Source organism: Paenibacillus sp. TC-CSREp1 (assembly GCF_050171015.1).
GTDB classification, from domain to species: domain Bacteria; phylum Bacillota; class Bacilli; order Paenibacillales; family Paenibacillaceae; genus Paenibacillus; species Paenibacillus silvae.
Genome location: NZ_JBNOKM010000012.1, coordinates 141890 through 156096, shown reverse-complemented (window position 1 = coordinate 156096; position 14207 = coordinate 141890). Strand labels below are relative to the sequence as shown.

Genomic DNA, 14207 nt, shown 5'->3' with positions numbered 1-14207 from the left:
TATGGACGCACAAGAATTCCGAAAAGATTTTATAGAAGGAGTTAAAGCAGAGGCAGCGGCAACTGGGGAGGGTTCTACTGCGTCTTTTGTTAGTTCTTTTGCACAGTACTTACAGGAAGCCGAATTCCTAATGGATTTTACTGTTGCCTATTTCGAAGGAACGGGAAAGCGCAACCGAAAGTTAAGAGTTGATGGCTATGCTTTTGATGAGTTTGACAAAACTTTGAGTTTGATAATTGCTGATTATGATACTTCTGAAACCGAGAGGGTGCTCACGAAAACACAGGCAGGGCAATTATTAGAAAGGTTGAGTGCCTTTGTAGATCATGCTTTAAATTCTTCTTTTTATCGAGAAATTGAGATGAGTAGGCCTTGCTCTGATTTAGTAGATTTACTTAGGGAGAAACGAAGAGAAATTCGTAAATATCAACTTTTAATTTTTACGACAGCCTCTATAGGCACAACTATAAAGATTTTAGATTCTGCTCATATTGATGGAGTCCCTTCTGAAAGTCAAATATGGGATATAAATCGTTTATTTAAAGTCTGCAGTTCAGATACAGGTAGAAATGTTATTGAAATTGATTTTAAAGAGTATTCTAATCATGGAATTCCTTGTATGGAGGCAAGTGGAACTGTGACAAAAGACTTTAAGAGCTATCTCTGTATTATTCCTGGTACTATCTTGGCAGATATTTATGATAAGTATGGCAGTAATCTCTTAGAAGGAAATGTACGCTCATTTTTATCTACAAAGGTCGCCGTAAACAAAAAAATTCGCACTTCTATTCTACAGAGTCCAGAGCGTTTTTTTGCATACAATAACGGCATTTCTGCTACTGCAATGGATATTCAAATTGATCGCACTGCAGAGGGAAGTTGCCTTGTTTCTGCAAAGGATTTTCAGATAATCAACGGTGGTCAAACTACCGCATCACTTTCTAATGCAAGATTTAGAGATAAAGCTGATCTCAGCTCCATCTTTGTTCAAATGAAACTGACAGTTATTGAACATACATTAGAAGAGGAGGCGACAGAACTTGTTCAAAACATTTCGCGATCCTCTAACAGCCAAAATAAAGTCAGTGATGCTGACTTTTTCTCAACTCATCCGTTCCATATTCGTATGGAGAGATTTTCACAACGTTTGTATGCAAGAGCGGTGGGTGGCCTTCAGCACGAAACAAAGTGGTTTTATGAGCGAGCACGTGGACAGTATCTTCAAAAGCAGATGCGGATGACTGCTGGAGAAAAAAAGAAGTTCTTGCTTCAAAATCCCAAAAATCAACTTATAACAAAAACTGACTTTGCTAAAGTTCGCAACACATGGAAAGGGTTACCTTACATAGTGAGTAAAGGCGCGCAAACAAATTTTTCGGAGTTTGCAAAAACTACAAATAATGAGTGGGAATCTTCAGATGATGGCCTCGTTTTCAATGAAAAGTATTTTCAAGAGAGCGTTGCTTTGATTATAATATTTAGGTATAGTGAATTGATGGTGTCACGTCAGTCATGGTACTCCCAAGGCTATCGTGCTAACATTGTGACTTACACGATTTCTCTCTTTCATACACTTATACAAAAACAATTTCCTGGAATGAATTTAGATTTGATGAGTATTTGGAATCGTCAAAGTATACCTGATGCGGTGACTATCGCACTGACTGAATTATCTGAACTTGTGTACGGTAAATTGACCGATTCGCAAAGAGGTATTGAAAATGTCACCCAGTGGTGCAAACAAGAAGCATGCTGGAATAGCGTTCAAAGTATCAAGTATGAGTTACCCTCAGAGATTAAAGTATGTCTTATTGGGCTGGAAGAGCGAAAAGTAGCAGAAAGAGAAGCAAAAGCGGATCAGCGGGTAGATTCAGATGCAGAGATTATGACAAAAATAATAGAAATTTCTCAGGAGCAGTGGAAAAACATATTTAGTTTTGCTACCAATAGGCATATTATAACAGCAGATGAACACACTGCACTGCGAATTGCGTGTCAGATACCGCAAAAGATTCCTAACCCGATCCAATGCAAAAAACTTCTTGCTGTGCTGGAACGGTTGCAGGAGGAAGGATTTAAACTATGAATTTTAACACAAAATCAAAATACAGTGTTGTGGATTTATTCGCTGGTGCAGGAGGACTTAGCTGTGGTTTTCTTCAAACGGGTAGGTATCATGTAAAGGCGGCATTTGAAAACAATAAAAATGCACAACAGACTTATAAAAATAATCACAGAAATACAGAAGTCTACGGTGATGTCTCCGATGCACTCAGTGATGATGTAAAAGAGAAACTGGGCAAAGTGGATGTTGTTATCGGAGGACCTCCATGCCAAGGTTTTTCAAATGCAAATCGGCAAAAAAATCATGCAATCAGTCAAAATAATTCTCTTGTCAAAAAATATGTTCAGGCTGTACTTCATCTGAACCCAATGGCTTTCGTAATGGAAAACGTTAGTATGCTTAAATCGGATATTCATCGTTTTTACGTGGATGAAACAGATGCTGAAATTGTGAAAGAATACAATATTAAAACTGCTCCATCTGAGATACAACTGCTTGATCCGGAGTTTATATTTCCGGGAATTATCGACATTGTTCGCAACTTAGAACAAATTACAAAATATTTATGGAAGGAAAGCGATTATTTATCTCTAAATGTTGTTTTCAAAATGCGAAATAATTCAAATAAATTGTGCGCTACACTAGAAAAACATAAAAAAAGACTCCTTTCTCTTGCAACGGGTCTTGTTGTAGCAGTTGATGAGGGAAACCCCATTGCGAAATATTCTCTTGATTCAGGGGTGGCAATCCAACAGTATTTTAGTACTGCTGAATCGTATGAAAACGCCAAGAATCTTTGTGAAATAATTATGCCGGCAATAATGATGCAGAGAATGCTTTCAAAAGCAAAGGAGATATTGGACAATCGCATTAAGGTTGAGCATTATTCAATTGACAACGGTCTTATTGCTCATGTTACTTCGATGGCAGTTATTGATTATATTGAGTCTATTTTGGGAGCTTCAAGCACAGGATATAGTATAAGTTATGGTATTATGTCAGCTGCTACTTTTGGTGCGCCTCAAAAGCGAATGCGTTTTGTACTTATAGGTGTTAAGAAATCTATAAACGACGAGGTTAGACTCCCAATTGGACCCTTTTTTGAATCGAATTACCGTACAGTAAGAGATGCAATAGAAGATTTAGAAGAAATTGAAACTGAAACTGAGATATCCAATGGGAACATTGGAGTGGAATTGTCAGATTCTCTGAATAGTATTAGTGAGCTTGGAAAACAACTTCGCAATTCAAAAAAACTTTTTAATCATGTTTCAACAGCAACAACTTCGGAAGCGCTAAAGAGGTTTAAGGCAATTGAGCCAGGGAAAAACTTTCATAGTTTGCCGCCAGAACTTAAAACTACTTACTCTGATACAGAACGCACGCAAAATACTATTTATCTGCGTTTAAAGTACGATGAGCCCTCAGGCACTGTTGTTAATGTCCGAAAGTCAATGTGGATTCACCCTAAGAAACACCGTGCATTGAGCATACGGGAAGCAGCGCGTTTGCAGACTTTTCCTGATAACTTTGTTTTTTTTGGAACGAAGGATGCGCAATATCAGCAGGTTGGAAATGCAGTACCGCCAATTCTAGCAAGAGCAATAGCGGAACATTTATGTGAATACTTGGACAGCAAAGAGAAACTTAATTGAGATGGTCATTTTAACTCCAAAAGCTAGATTATTTTGCTTTTTGTCATTCTCACAAAAAAAGATACTAACATCGACAAGTAAAATGTAATGAGAAGCAAGTACGAAACTCAATTATGAGATTCGTGCTTTTTTTATTTTGAGGGTCCGATTTTAATTGAAAATTGAAATGATAAGTAGAGGGCTAAAACCTCAGTGTTCATTGAAAACTAAATATGTCTTATCTAGCACATTATTCGCGTGCTCCAAAAGGAGAAAGCCAGTCTGCTGGTGCGCCACAATCATCTTATTTTATTCTGTAGGATGCAAGCGATTTTGCCATGCAGTAAATAAATGGTGGTTCCATTTAAGGCGATGATCCATACGGAGGAATAATGATACTTCTGTCCAGCCACAGCTTATCGCAATGGGGGCAGCTCGCAGAGAACCTGGGAGAGGTTAGATACCTATGAGAATGACTAACCATCGTTCGCTGGATAAGTAAATCGTCAAACCAAAACAGAGGAGAAGGGGCATTCGCATGCCCCTTTCATTTAAACTTGTGCCAAACTATGCATTTATCTTGAATAAAACCCTTTAATAATGAATTTTCTTAATCTGCTTTATTGGGAGGTATTGTATGAAGCGCAAACTGATCCGATACAACATGCAAATTGCTATGCTCAAGCAGTTATTATCCATATCTCTAATTACCGAACATGAGTTTCGTGCGCTCAAAAGCAAAATTATGAAGGACTACGGTGTAATTTCAAAGGGCTTGAAGATGAAAATGAAGCGTGGCGAGCTTGTTGGATTTCAAAGCTGCCTGGGTTATGAATATGATGTTCAAACGAAGAAAATATCTGTAAATGAGCAGGAAGCGGAAATCGTTCGTTATATATTTGAGCGTTACATAGCTGGCTATGGGGCTCATATGATTGCTAAGGAATTAACTGCCGCGGGTCATAAAACACGGGCAGGTCGAAGTATTTGGTAGGATGGTGCGATTCTTGGCATTGTTAAAAATGAAAAATACAAGTGCGATTTACTTCAAGGAAAGACCTTTAACGTTGATCCCATCTCAAAGAGAAGACTGGGAATTACGTAGAAGACCATTTCTAATTCCTTAACAGCTGTGTACGTTGAGCAGACGCAGGAATGACGGTCATTCTTATAGTTCATTCCTGCTCCGCAATCCGGGCAATAGCAACTCTTGCACATAGTGCGCCCTCTGCCCCTGGATACTCGTACAGTCCCTAGAAGAAAATACCTTCGACATTGTGCCTATGAAGCATTCTGACATTGTTTTTTGTATTGGGCGCATCCCTTATGGCTAGACTGGTTGAGTTGAATATATTTTCCCTTTACCATACACATTTGAAACAATCGCACATGAGAGAAACAGCCAGATGACGAATGCAATTTCAGAGGGCATCAACGGGCTTTTTCAAAATTGTTGACAATTGGCATATATGTAATTATATTTAATATATCAATCGCTTGGTGCTGTAAATCTACTAGTGTAAACGCTCTTGAAGCACAACTTTACGCAATATAGTTCGATCCCGTCGAGGAAGAAAATGGAGAGGTGATGGGGGGATTAGTCCCAGTATTGTACACGCCCTGTCCATTTACGAGTGGCATTCCTCTTAGTTTTGTAAAGCATTTTCAGCAACGCTTCATTGCTTGGGAAAATGCTTTTTTCTTTAGGTTTTGCGATGTTGACGATGGTAACCCTCAAGTATTTCCGTCGTTGTACTCTTCGCGTCAAGCCTTTTATGTCCTGCATCGTGTCATACTCCGCCTCCAACATGAATTGCAGCATCTCTGCATACAACTCTATAAACAACTCTTTCAGTGCAAATTTCACCTTTTCTATCGTTATGAACTTATTCTTCTTCACAATCACTTTCGCTTGCTCATCACGTATACGATCCTCTTTAATCAGCCTTTTTCTAAAGATTATCTAACGGGGGAAACATGATGTCTAAATCAATGGAATTGATCTTGAGAAATGAAATTTTTGCTGAGCTGGACATCGAGTATCCGGAAGACCACGATACCCGTTTGTTGGACCAAGGGATCGATTCATCAGGCTTCATCAAGCTTATTGTTTTAATGGAATCGAAGTTTAATATCTCGATCCCTGATGAAGATCTGTTATTTGAGAATTTCTCCACGCCTGGATTAATCCTTAATTATTTGACTGAGAAAACGCTATGATGACGATCATTCAGCGTCTATTTCTGGAGGCCTCTGATCGCCAAGATCATATTATCCTTGAAGATCTGAAGCAGCAATGGACTTACGCAGATGTGATGACAGAAGCTTATTTGATTGCTTTATATATCCGCAAAAATTTTGAGCTTGAGTCCGGAAGTCATCTTGCAATATACACAAATAATGAGCCCTTGTTCATTTTTACGGCGCTTGGTATTCAATTCTGCGGTTATGTGTTCGTACCGGTTCCTTATTCGGCATCCAATACTGAAATCGAAAATATTTTAAATGCCAGTGACGCCAAACTGGTTATCAGCAAATATGTACAGCCTGCCCATTTGAATTGCGACATTCCTTGGGTTACCGATCAGGATTTATCGCAAGAACCAAAGCCTTCGTTTGAATCGATCTCGATAACAAATCAGTCCGATCCCGATCAATGTGCGATTCTCCTTCCTACATCGGGCACAACCGGAAAATCTAAAATCGTTATGTTATCCCATTGGAATGTATTAACGAATGCGTTGGCACATGGCGAAAAGGTGGGGTATACGGATCAGGATTCGTTTCTGGTAACGATGCCCGTTCATTTCAGTTCTACGATTGTCACGCAATTGATTTCTTGCATGTTATATGGAACCCGAATTAAACTTATCAGCTTGCCCATGCTGCCGCGCACCGCGTTCAAACTGTTTCAGAATAAGGCGGTCACGGCATTCTCAGCGGTGCCTACGCATTTGATGCACTTTGTTTCCGATTTCCATCAGACAAAGAACTGGAGTGCCTTTGATTCCATTGAATTTATTGTAATTAGCGGTGCGGCGATTCCCGCAAAATTAGTAGACCATCTTCAGACTGTATTTCCTCACGCGGACATTATTCAAACCTATGGATTGACCGAAGCTTCTCCGCGGGTGAGCATGATGGAACGGGGAGAGCGCAGCTTATCCTGTGGAACACCCATCAATGACGTTTCTATTCGTCTTGTTGACGAAGAAGAGAATGAGATTGAAGGAGCAGCGATCGGAGAAATTTGGGTCAAGGGCCCGAATGTGATGCTTGGTTATTACAAAAACCCGGAGTTAACGAACGCTACCATTGTTGAGGGTTGGTTAAAGACAGGAGATTTGGGATATTGGAATGAATCAGGGTGTCTCATCCTCACAGGCCGAAAGAAGAATATCATTATATCCGGCGGGATCAATATCTATCCGGAAGAAATCGAGGAATTTTTGTACGGCTTGAAAGAAGTGGAGGAGGTCATGGTTGTTGGTGTACACGATGATCTGTTAGGCGAAGTGCCCGTCGCATTTCTGAAAGTTTATAATGAATGCCTGATTGATATAGATGCACTGACACAACATTGCAACTTGCATTTGTCATCATATAAAGTGCCTAGACAATGGAGGATTATCGATGACATTCCAAAAACCAAAACAGGAAAACTGGACAGGGCAAGCACGAAGCGCTTATTGCTAAATGAGATATACTGATTCGGAATCCTTAAGCCATTTAACCAAATAATCAGGGGTGAACGAAAGGTTGAAAAATTCAACTCAAACGTTAGGCAGCAAAATATTGCCGGTCAGTTATCCGATGATTACAACCTATACGCAGCATGCTCATCTCTTGTCCATACTTACCCATTACGAGTGCGCACATCCATGGATATTTAGCAATTACATCCAATTATATATTAACAAAGATTATAAACATCATTGGGGAGATTTTTATTTCCCTGTGACTTATGAGCTGCGGCCTTCGGATTCGTGCAAATGGATTACTACTCAAAAGTTACATAGAGATACGGTAACAACGAAATGGGACTCGGTTATTCATTTTATTATAGAAAACATTAATGCGAATAACTATGTGCACACCATGGTCAATTATTTCTACGTGCCCCTAAGCGATCGCTACAATAAACTTCAATTGCATCATGACATATTTGTTTACGGCTATGATTTGGATAGAGAGATATTGTATGTTTCCGATTTCTTTAAGAACGGCGTGTATAGTCAGGCTGAGATATCATTTACTGATTTCCAGCTTGCGTTCGACATGAATCATCTAACAACCAATCATGATTATCTTAGAGAAATGGTTTATCTGTATACATTTAATGAGCAGCATCAGGATAAATTCAGTGCAGATACCCTGGTGAATTCTATAAGAAATTATTTCACTAACAAAACGCCGGAGTATTGGGAGATGTTCAACTATGGGGGCGACAGGCATAATCTTGATTTCGGCATGCAAATATACACAACTCTATTAAATTATGCGAAAGAGACATCGGAACAGAAGGCTACGCTTGATATAAGACCTTTTCATTTACTTTATGATCATAAGAAGTTAATGACGCTAAGACTCAAGTATTTGTACGATAATCGGCATTTAAATAAATTAAATCAAGAGCATATAGATGAATTCACAGCCATTGAACTTAAGGCAAAGATACTTGTGAATGTTGCGATGAAATATAATTTGACAAGGGATACGAGTATTTCCGAAAGTTTTCAAACGCTGATTACGAATATAGAAAATGAAGAATCCATATTCCTCGAACGATGGTTGAAGAAGGTAGACATTCAGTCATGTTGAGGGAGCAGATGGTGTCAGTTGTGGATATCTCTTCTTGCACCCGAATAGAAGCCTTAGCACGAAGCCGGGGGTGATCCGGGCATATTTGTGGAGGGAGTGATGCCGGGACTATAATCGTTGCGATACAGCGTATTGAGTAAGCCAAACCGTTACTCTTGTCCTAGAGATTACGTTTGCTGACAGCCTATTGCCTTCTTGTCTTTCAACGATCCGTATTGCTTCAAGCTCTTTTTTTCGGCACTACCACAGCGAATCCAATCACCTCAAGAATCTCTCCTAGTATTTGACCCGACATCTTGTGATTCATGCCTAGAACCATACCTGTTTCGTTTGGGAGCAACGCATCGTTCAACAACCTTACGCAATGGGGATTTTTAAATTCATTGTATTAAGAGAAGGAATCCGGATACAACCAGATCAAGGACGATCATGGACTGGGAACCTGTGGCTGACCACCATCGTCATAAAGCGAGGCACTGCGTGCTGGGAGCTGCACGCGGCGATCAGTTTGCATGATGCACTCACTAGAACGATCTATTATTACCAGAGTCAATATATCTATTAAACGGGAGGTACCTATGCAGGAACAGATCATAGCGATGATAAGCGAAGTCAAGGACGACGCCCAACTGGAAATCAGCTTGAACGGGCATTCCAGCATCATGGAAGACGGGGGATTGGACTCTTTACAACTGATTACTTTCTTATTGAAGGTGGAGGAGCGCTTCGACATTGAAATCGATTTTGAACAATTCGACTTCGATTGCATGGAATCGGTTACAGTCTTCTGCAATTATATCTCGGAGTTGCAGAAGACGGCATCTGCATGAACGATAGACGCAAGTTCGAGCTCATTATCGGGACGTTTGATGCGGAACGCTTCTGGCGCGACCCTAATCAAGCCAAACTGCCGTCGTTTCACGATCCTGAAATGGAGAATGTCGTGATGGCCATGGATGAGCTGCTCTTCCCATTTTGCGGGGCACAGGATAGGCTCATTACTCGTTATGGAATGAACGCTTCTCATAAAGCGTATTTGCATGAGATCGGATTCCAATTTCTGTCCAATTCAACCGATCTTGAGCGTCCTGATGGAGGAAGTGCAGGCAGAACCGCCAATATATTCGACCTGCTAACCTCAACTGATCATGTGGGTGACATGGATCCATACTTGCTGAACGGCGCCCGGTTGTCGCCCTTTGCGCTCATTCCGGGGGCGGACCGTGCTGCTATGCGTTTCGGGCTGGAACAGGATTATCCAGCTGTCGAGACGGTTCAGACGGTCAACTCTAAGCTGTATTCAACCGAATTGAACCGTCGCCTTGAGCTTCAGTGTGACAGCCAGACGGTCTATTCCCACGAAGAGCTGCTGTCAAGCGGCTTGAATCTGCTGAAAAATGGCCCCTTTCTGATCAAAGATGAGTTTGGGGTATCCGGGAAGGGCAATTTGCTAATCGAGTCGGAAGCGATTCTGCAGCGGGTCACATCCTATCTTGCCGATCAGTGCAGAAAGGGAAGAACGGTTCGGTTTATTATTGAGCCGTTCCTCCTCAAGGAGCTGGATTTCTCTTGCCAATTCCACATCGATCCGGACGGTACGTACCGCCATATCTCTGTGCAGCAATTGGTCAATCACAATTTCGCTTACCAAGGTTCCTATACAGCCGATGACAGGCTGCTTCATAGGCTGCACGAAGCGGAGTACTTTGATGTAATGAAGCTGGCGGCCCGCGAGCTTTACCAGTCGGGTTATCACGGGCACGTATGCGTCGATTCGATGCTGCTAATAGACGGCCGCATCGTTCCGATTGTTGAGGTCAATGCAAGGAGATCGATGAGTCTGATCAAGCATTACGTTGATCGGTATCTCGAGCAACACGGTACGGCCGGGAGCATGACACATGCGACCTTACAGTTTGCAGGGGATGTATCATTCGATCAATTGCTGGAATCGCTGGACCGCGAGGGTATTCTATATAAGCCTGATCAAGGGTTTGGCATACTACCGTTAAGCGCGAATACGCTCTTTATTAACAAGGTCGTCAGCGAGTGCAAGGGGATCCGGAATAAGCAGGTGAAGGGCAGATTGTATTATTCGCTGATCGAGGGAACAGGGGATAACGAACGATTGTCCGCGAAGCTTGAGGAGGTTCTTTTGTCGTTATCCTTTAAGATCGCCCGCTGATGTATTCCGAAGTGCTTGAAACCATGGATGGAGGAAGAGAGTTTATGGGGAAGCGGAAAGTAACGATTCTATGCTCGGGTTTCGGTCTGGGGTTCTATATTCCCGGGCTGTTAGCTGCAAGCGATTTCGGGAAAAGGGATATCGCGACGGAAGTGCTCGTGTTCGAAAGCTATTTGGAGCATGACAAGAGGGTGCATATTGCAGACAGCAGGACGGCATACCACAATAATTTCGCTATTGCCAATTTTTCGGCCCGAATGCCGATGGATATCCGCAATAGTATAGATTATGCCCAGGTCGAGCTATTGCTTGAGGCATGGAAAGCGGAAGAACGCTACGAATTCATATCGCTATCCGGACACTGGGTCTATATTCTGGATTTGTATAGGGAGAAGATGCTGCCGAATCCAATTCATGTAGACCTGCTCTACGTCGATTCGGATCTGGCCCCGTCCTGGAAGAGCCTGAAGAAGTTTCATCCCCGGTATGACGAGCATTATTACAATGCTTGTCTCTATGACACTGATAAGTTGGCGATTCGATACGAAATCCCGGTTCTTCCTGCTACGCCACTGCCCTTCGAATCTAGGAAGCGACGGCTTGTTGTTCATGGCGGCGGCTGGGGGATGGGCACTTATCAAAGTACAATTCCAGAGCTTGCCGGCCATAACTACGGGCTTGATATTGTAGCTTACGACTGGAAGGAAGCGAAGCCCGATCCCGATCACCGATATTGGATGAACGATCCGGAATGGTGTTCATGGGTGAAGAGCGCGAACGGCCTGCATGAGTTTCCTCCATATATTGAAATATCCGGAGAAGATACGAATTCATACGCTGCTGAGGCTGATCATCATTGGTTATTTGACGTCGCCTCTGAGGCGATGGCAATCGTGGCCAAGCCGGGAGCGGGCACATTGATCGACTCGCTCGCCTCCGAAACCCCTCTTATTCTTCTGGAGCCGTTCGGCAGTCATGAGCTTAGCAATCTGGAATTGTGGGAGTCGCTTGGGTTCGGAATACGCTACGAGAAGTGGCGAGAGATGGATTTTTCTGTAGATATCCTTAAGGAGATGCATCAAGCGATCAAGAACAGGCCCGGTGAACGGACGAATTATGTGGATCACTATTGTTCGAGGGTTGCCTTAACGAAGAGGTAAGATTTCAATGGCAGAAGGGGTTATGCGATGAGCTTAAATACATTGAGTGTTGCCAAGGATACGGTAAGCTATCCAAGATGGATCGTCCTGCAGCTGCTGGAGGAGTGCAATTTACGATGCAAAATGTGTTATGAATGGGGCCTCGAAGGGCCCTACAAAAGCAAAAAAACATTAGCGCAGCTGGACCCGGAGTTGATCAAAAAGATCATCATCGAGTGCAGCCCCGGCAAGCCGTATTACGATTTCTTCGGCGGTGAGCCGCTGATGTACCCGTGGCTGAGCGACATTCTCGCCATGATCAATCATTATGGAAGCATAGCTGACTTCCCCACGAACGGCACACTGCTTGAAAAGCATGCCGAGATGTTAGTCGAGACTCCGCCCAATAAGATCTGGGTATCGCTTGATGGCCCTGAGGAAATCAACGACAGGCAGAGGGGCAAAGGCGTATTCAAGAAAGTAATCAAAGGAATCGAGAAGCTCTATGAGCTCCGGCAAAGCAAAGGCAAGCAATTTCCGAAGATAGGTGTATCCTTTATCATTACACCCTTGAACTATATGTACATCGAGGAATTTTTCTTTAAGCAAATAGACTTGTCGATGTTGGATCATATCAGCATGGAAGTGCAGCTCTATGCCACGGAAGAGCAATATGCCCAATATGTGGAGGTTCTTAGTGAGGAATTCGGCGTGCATGAAGCTCCGTATGCCAAGGGGATGGTCTGGAAAGACATCGGTTCGTTCAGTCAGATCGATATTCCCGAATTAACGAGACAGCTCAATAATGTTAAAGATTATTGCTTGAAAAACCGTATCGATGTGATTACCTATCCGAAGACGATAGATGAACAGAATTTGCAAAACTATTTCTCGGGACAATTCCATCAGATGGCGGATAAACGAAAACGCTGCTCCCTACCATGGACTTATGCGGAGATTACGGCAAGGGGTGATGTTTCGCCCTGCCATGCCTTCTATGATTTGACCTTTGGCAACGTGAACGAAGATAATCTGCTGGATATCTGGCGCAGTGACAATTACAAAGAGTATCGCGCGTATATGAAAAAAAATATGCTTCCGATTTGTACGGCTTGTTCAAGGTATTATATCTACTGATTCATGTGAATAACCTATTACGTTTAAGAAGGGTGTGTTGATATGAATCCGAAATCCGAGATTAAGCATTCCGCAAAGGATCTGCAAATATTGAAACGTACGATCAAGAATACGGTGGAAACCAAGCGGAACATGGAGAAAATAGTGGGTTACGCGACCCCGTTGCCAGAGTCGGTCGGGATTAAACTGACAAACCAATGCAACTTGCGCTGCAAGCATTGCTATCAATGGAACGACACCGGCTACCATCACTTCATGACACCGGAGCAGCAGCGCGAACAGCTCGACTACGGGCTGCTGGAGAAGCTAATCCTTGAGACGGAACCAGCCAAGTCGAGACTCTATATCTGGGGCGGTGAGCCGCTCGTATACAGCCATTTCGACCGTTTGGCCGATCTTCTTGAAGCCCATCCTCGTGAGACGACGATCTGCACGAACGCGGTGCTGATCGAGCGAAAGCTGGACGCCTTGCTGAGAATCTCCGACAACCTGGAGCTGCTCATTGCGCTTGATGGCTTCGAAGAAGAGAATGATGCGCTTCGCGGCAAAGGGGTATTCAACAAGGCGATAGATGCGATCCGGAAGCTGGTCGAGCTGCGCAAGGAAAACCGATTCAGGGGCAAAATTACGATCCATACCGTCGTTAACGATGCTATGACCGACAAGCTTTACGATCTGTTGAACTTTCTGGAGGGCGTCGGTGTAGACATGGTCATGGTCTGCTTCCCATGGTACATCTCGGATGAATGCACGCAGGGAATGGACGATTACTTTGACCAGAAGTTCGACTTCCTTCCGGCGAGCGGGCACAAGGGCGAACGAAGCTGGCACGCCTTTAACTACAAGCTCGATCCGGAGCGTATCCCTGCTTTGATGAGCGAGTTGGACCGGGTGAATAATCGGGTCTGGAAAATGCGTTTACGCTACCAGCCTAATCTGGATCATGACCAGATCGAAGATTTCGTGCTTGGCAAAGAGGTGAGGGGGAAAGGCACGATGAACAAGAAGTGCCTGGCTCTCTCGAATCGGATGGATATTACGCCCGATGGAACGATTGTTGCATGCAAATTTTTCAAGGAGTTCGAGATCGGCAACTTACATGAAGCGTCCGTACAGGAATTATGGCATAGCATGACCTACAGAAGGATAAGGGAAATGATGGACGAACGACTGACACCGGCTTGTTCCAAGTGCAGTGTCTTGCATTTGCACGGTGTATAACGATT

12 protein-coding genes and 1 pseudogene are annotated in these 14207 nt (G+C 43.0%); 12 read left to right on the top strand and 1 reads right to left on the bottom strand.

The window, feature by feature from the left end:
• Position 1 precedes the first annotated feature (1 nt).
• The 3 genes from ACQSGY_RS19440 (at position 2) to ACQSGY_RS19430 (ending at position 4693) form a co-directional block, all read left to right on the top strand.
• Positions 2-2086 carry an AIPR family protein gene (locus ACQSGY_RS19440; protein WP_427180001.1) on the top strand — a complete coding sequence of 695 codons (2085 nt, stop codon included), beginning with the start codon at positions 2-4 and terminating at the stop codon, positions 2084-2086.
• On the top strand, positions 2083-3720 hold the full coding sequence (locus ACQSGY_RS19435) for a DNA cytosine methyltransferase (RefSeq protein WP_427179999.1): 1638 nt from the start codon (positions 2083-2085) through the stop codon (positions 3718-3720). Before ACQSGY_RS19440 ends, ACQSGY_RS19435 begins: the two co-directional genes overlap by 4 nt.
• Positions 3721-4336: 616 nt before the next feature.
• On the top strand, positions 4337-4693 hold the full coding sequence (locus ACQSGY_RS19430; RefSeq protein ID WP_427179997.1) for a recombinase family protein: 357 nt from the start codon (positions 4337-4339) through the stop codon (positions 4691-4693).
• Between the two features lie 603 nt (positions 4694-5296).
• On the opposite strand, the pseudogene ACQSGY_RS19425 reads toward ACQSGY_RS19430, so the two are convergent.
• Positions 5297-5450, bottom strand: a pseudogene (locus ACQSGY_RS19425) (IS256 family transposase); the annotation flags it as partial.
• Positions 5451-5703: 253 nt separating this feature from the next.
• Between ACQSGY_RS19425 and ACQSGY_RS19420 the strand changes: the two are divergent.
• The 9 genes from ACQSGY_RS19420 (at position 5704) to ACQSGY_RS19380 (ending at position 14202) form a co-directional block, all read left to right on the top strand.
• Positions 5704-5919: a phosphopantetheine-binding protein gene (locus ACQSGY_RS19420; RefSeq protein WP_427179995.1), complete on the top strand. Its 216-nt coding sequence runs from the start codon at positions 5704-5706 to the stop codon at positions 5917-5919.
• On the top strand, positions 5916-7409 hold the full coding sequence (locus tag ACQSGY_RS19415) for a class I adenylate-forming enzyme family protein (protein ID WP_427179993.1): 1494 nt from the start codon (positions 5916-5918) through the stop codon (positions 7407-7409). Before ACQSGY_RS19420 ends, ACQSGY_RS19415 begins: the two co-directional genes overlap by 4 nt.
• A gap of 49 nt (positions 7410-7458) precedes the next feature.
• Positions 7459-8520, top strand: a complete 1062-nt coding sequence (locus tag ACQSGY_RS19410) for a hypothetical protein (RefSeq protein ID WP_427179991.1) — start codon at positions 7459-7461, stop codon at positions 8518-8520.
• Positions 8521-8884: 364 nt separating this feature from the next.
• Positions 8885-9085, top strand: a complete 201-nt coding sequence (locus tag ACQSGY_RS19405; RefSeq protein ID WP_427179989.1) for a hypothetical protein — start codon at positions 8885-8887, stop codon at positions 9083-9085.
• Positions 9086-9098: 13 nt separating this feature from the next.
• Positions 9099-9350 (top strand): acyl carrier protein, encoded by a 252-nt coding sequence (locus ACQSGY_RS19400; protein WP_145405520.1) that lies wholly within the window; start codon positions 9099-9101, stop codon positions 9348-9350.
• Entirely contained in the window at positions 9347-10705 is a 1359-nt protein-coding gene (locus ACQSGY_RS19395; RefSeq protein ID WP_427179987.1) for a hypothetical protein, read from the top strand. The genes ACQSGY_RS19400 and ACQSGY_RS19395 overlap by 4 nt, the downstream gene beginning before the upstream one ends.
• 44 nt (positions 10706-10749) lie before the next feature.
• The gene (locus tag ACQSGY_RS19390) at positions 10750-11865 is read left to right on the top strand and encodes a UDP-glucuronosyltransferase (protein ID WP_427179985.1); all 1116 of its coding nucleotides are present in this window, start codon (positions 10750-10752) and stop codon (positions 11863-11865) included.
• Positions 11866-11892: 27 nt separating this feature from the next.
• Positions 11893-12981, top strand: a complete 1089-nt coding sequence (locus ACQSGY_RS19385; RefSeq protein WP_427179983.1) for an SPASM domain-containing protein — start codon at positions 11893-11895, stop codon at positions 12979-12981.
• Positions 12982-13023: 42 nt separating this feature from the next.
• Positions 13024-14202, top strand: a complete 1179-nt coding sequence (locus ACQSGY_RS19380) for a radical SAM protein (RefSeq protein WP_427179981.1) — start codon at positions 13024-13026, stop codon at positions 14200-14202.
• Positions 14203-14207 lie beyond the last annotated feature (5 nt).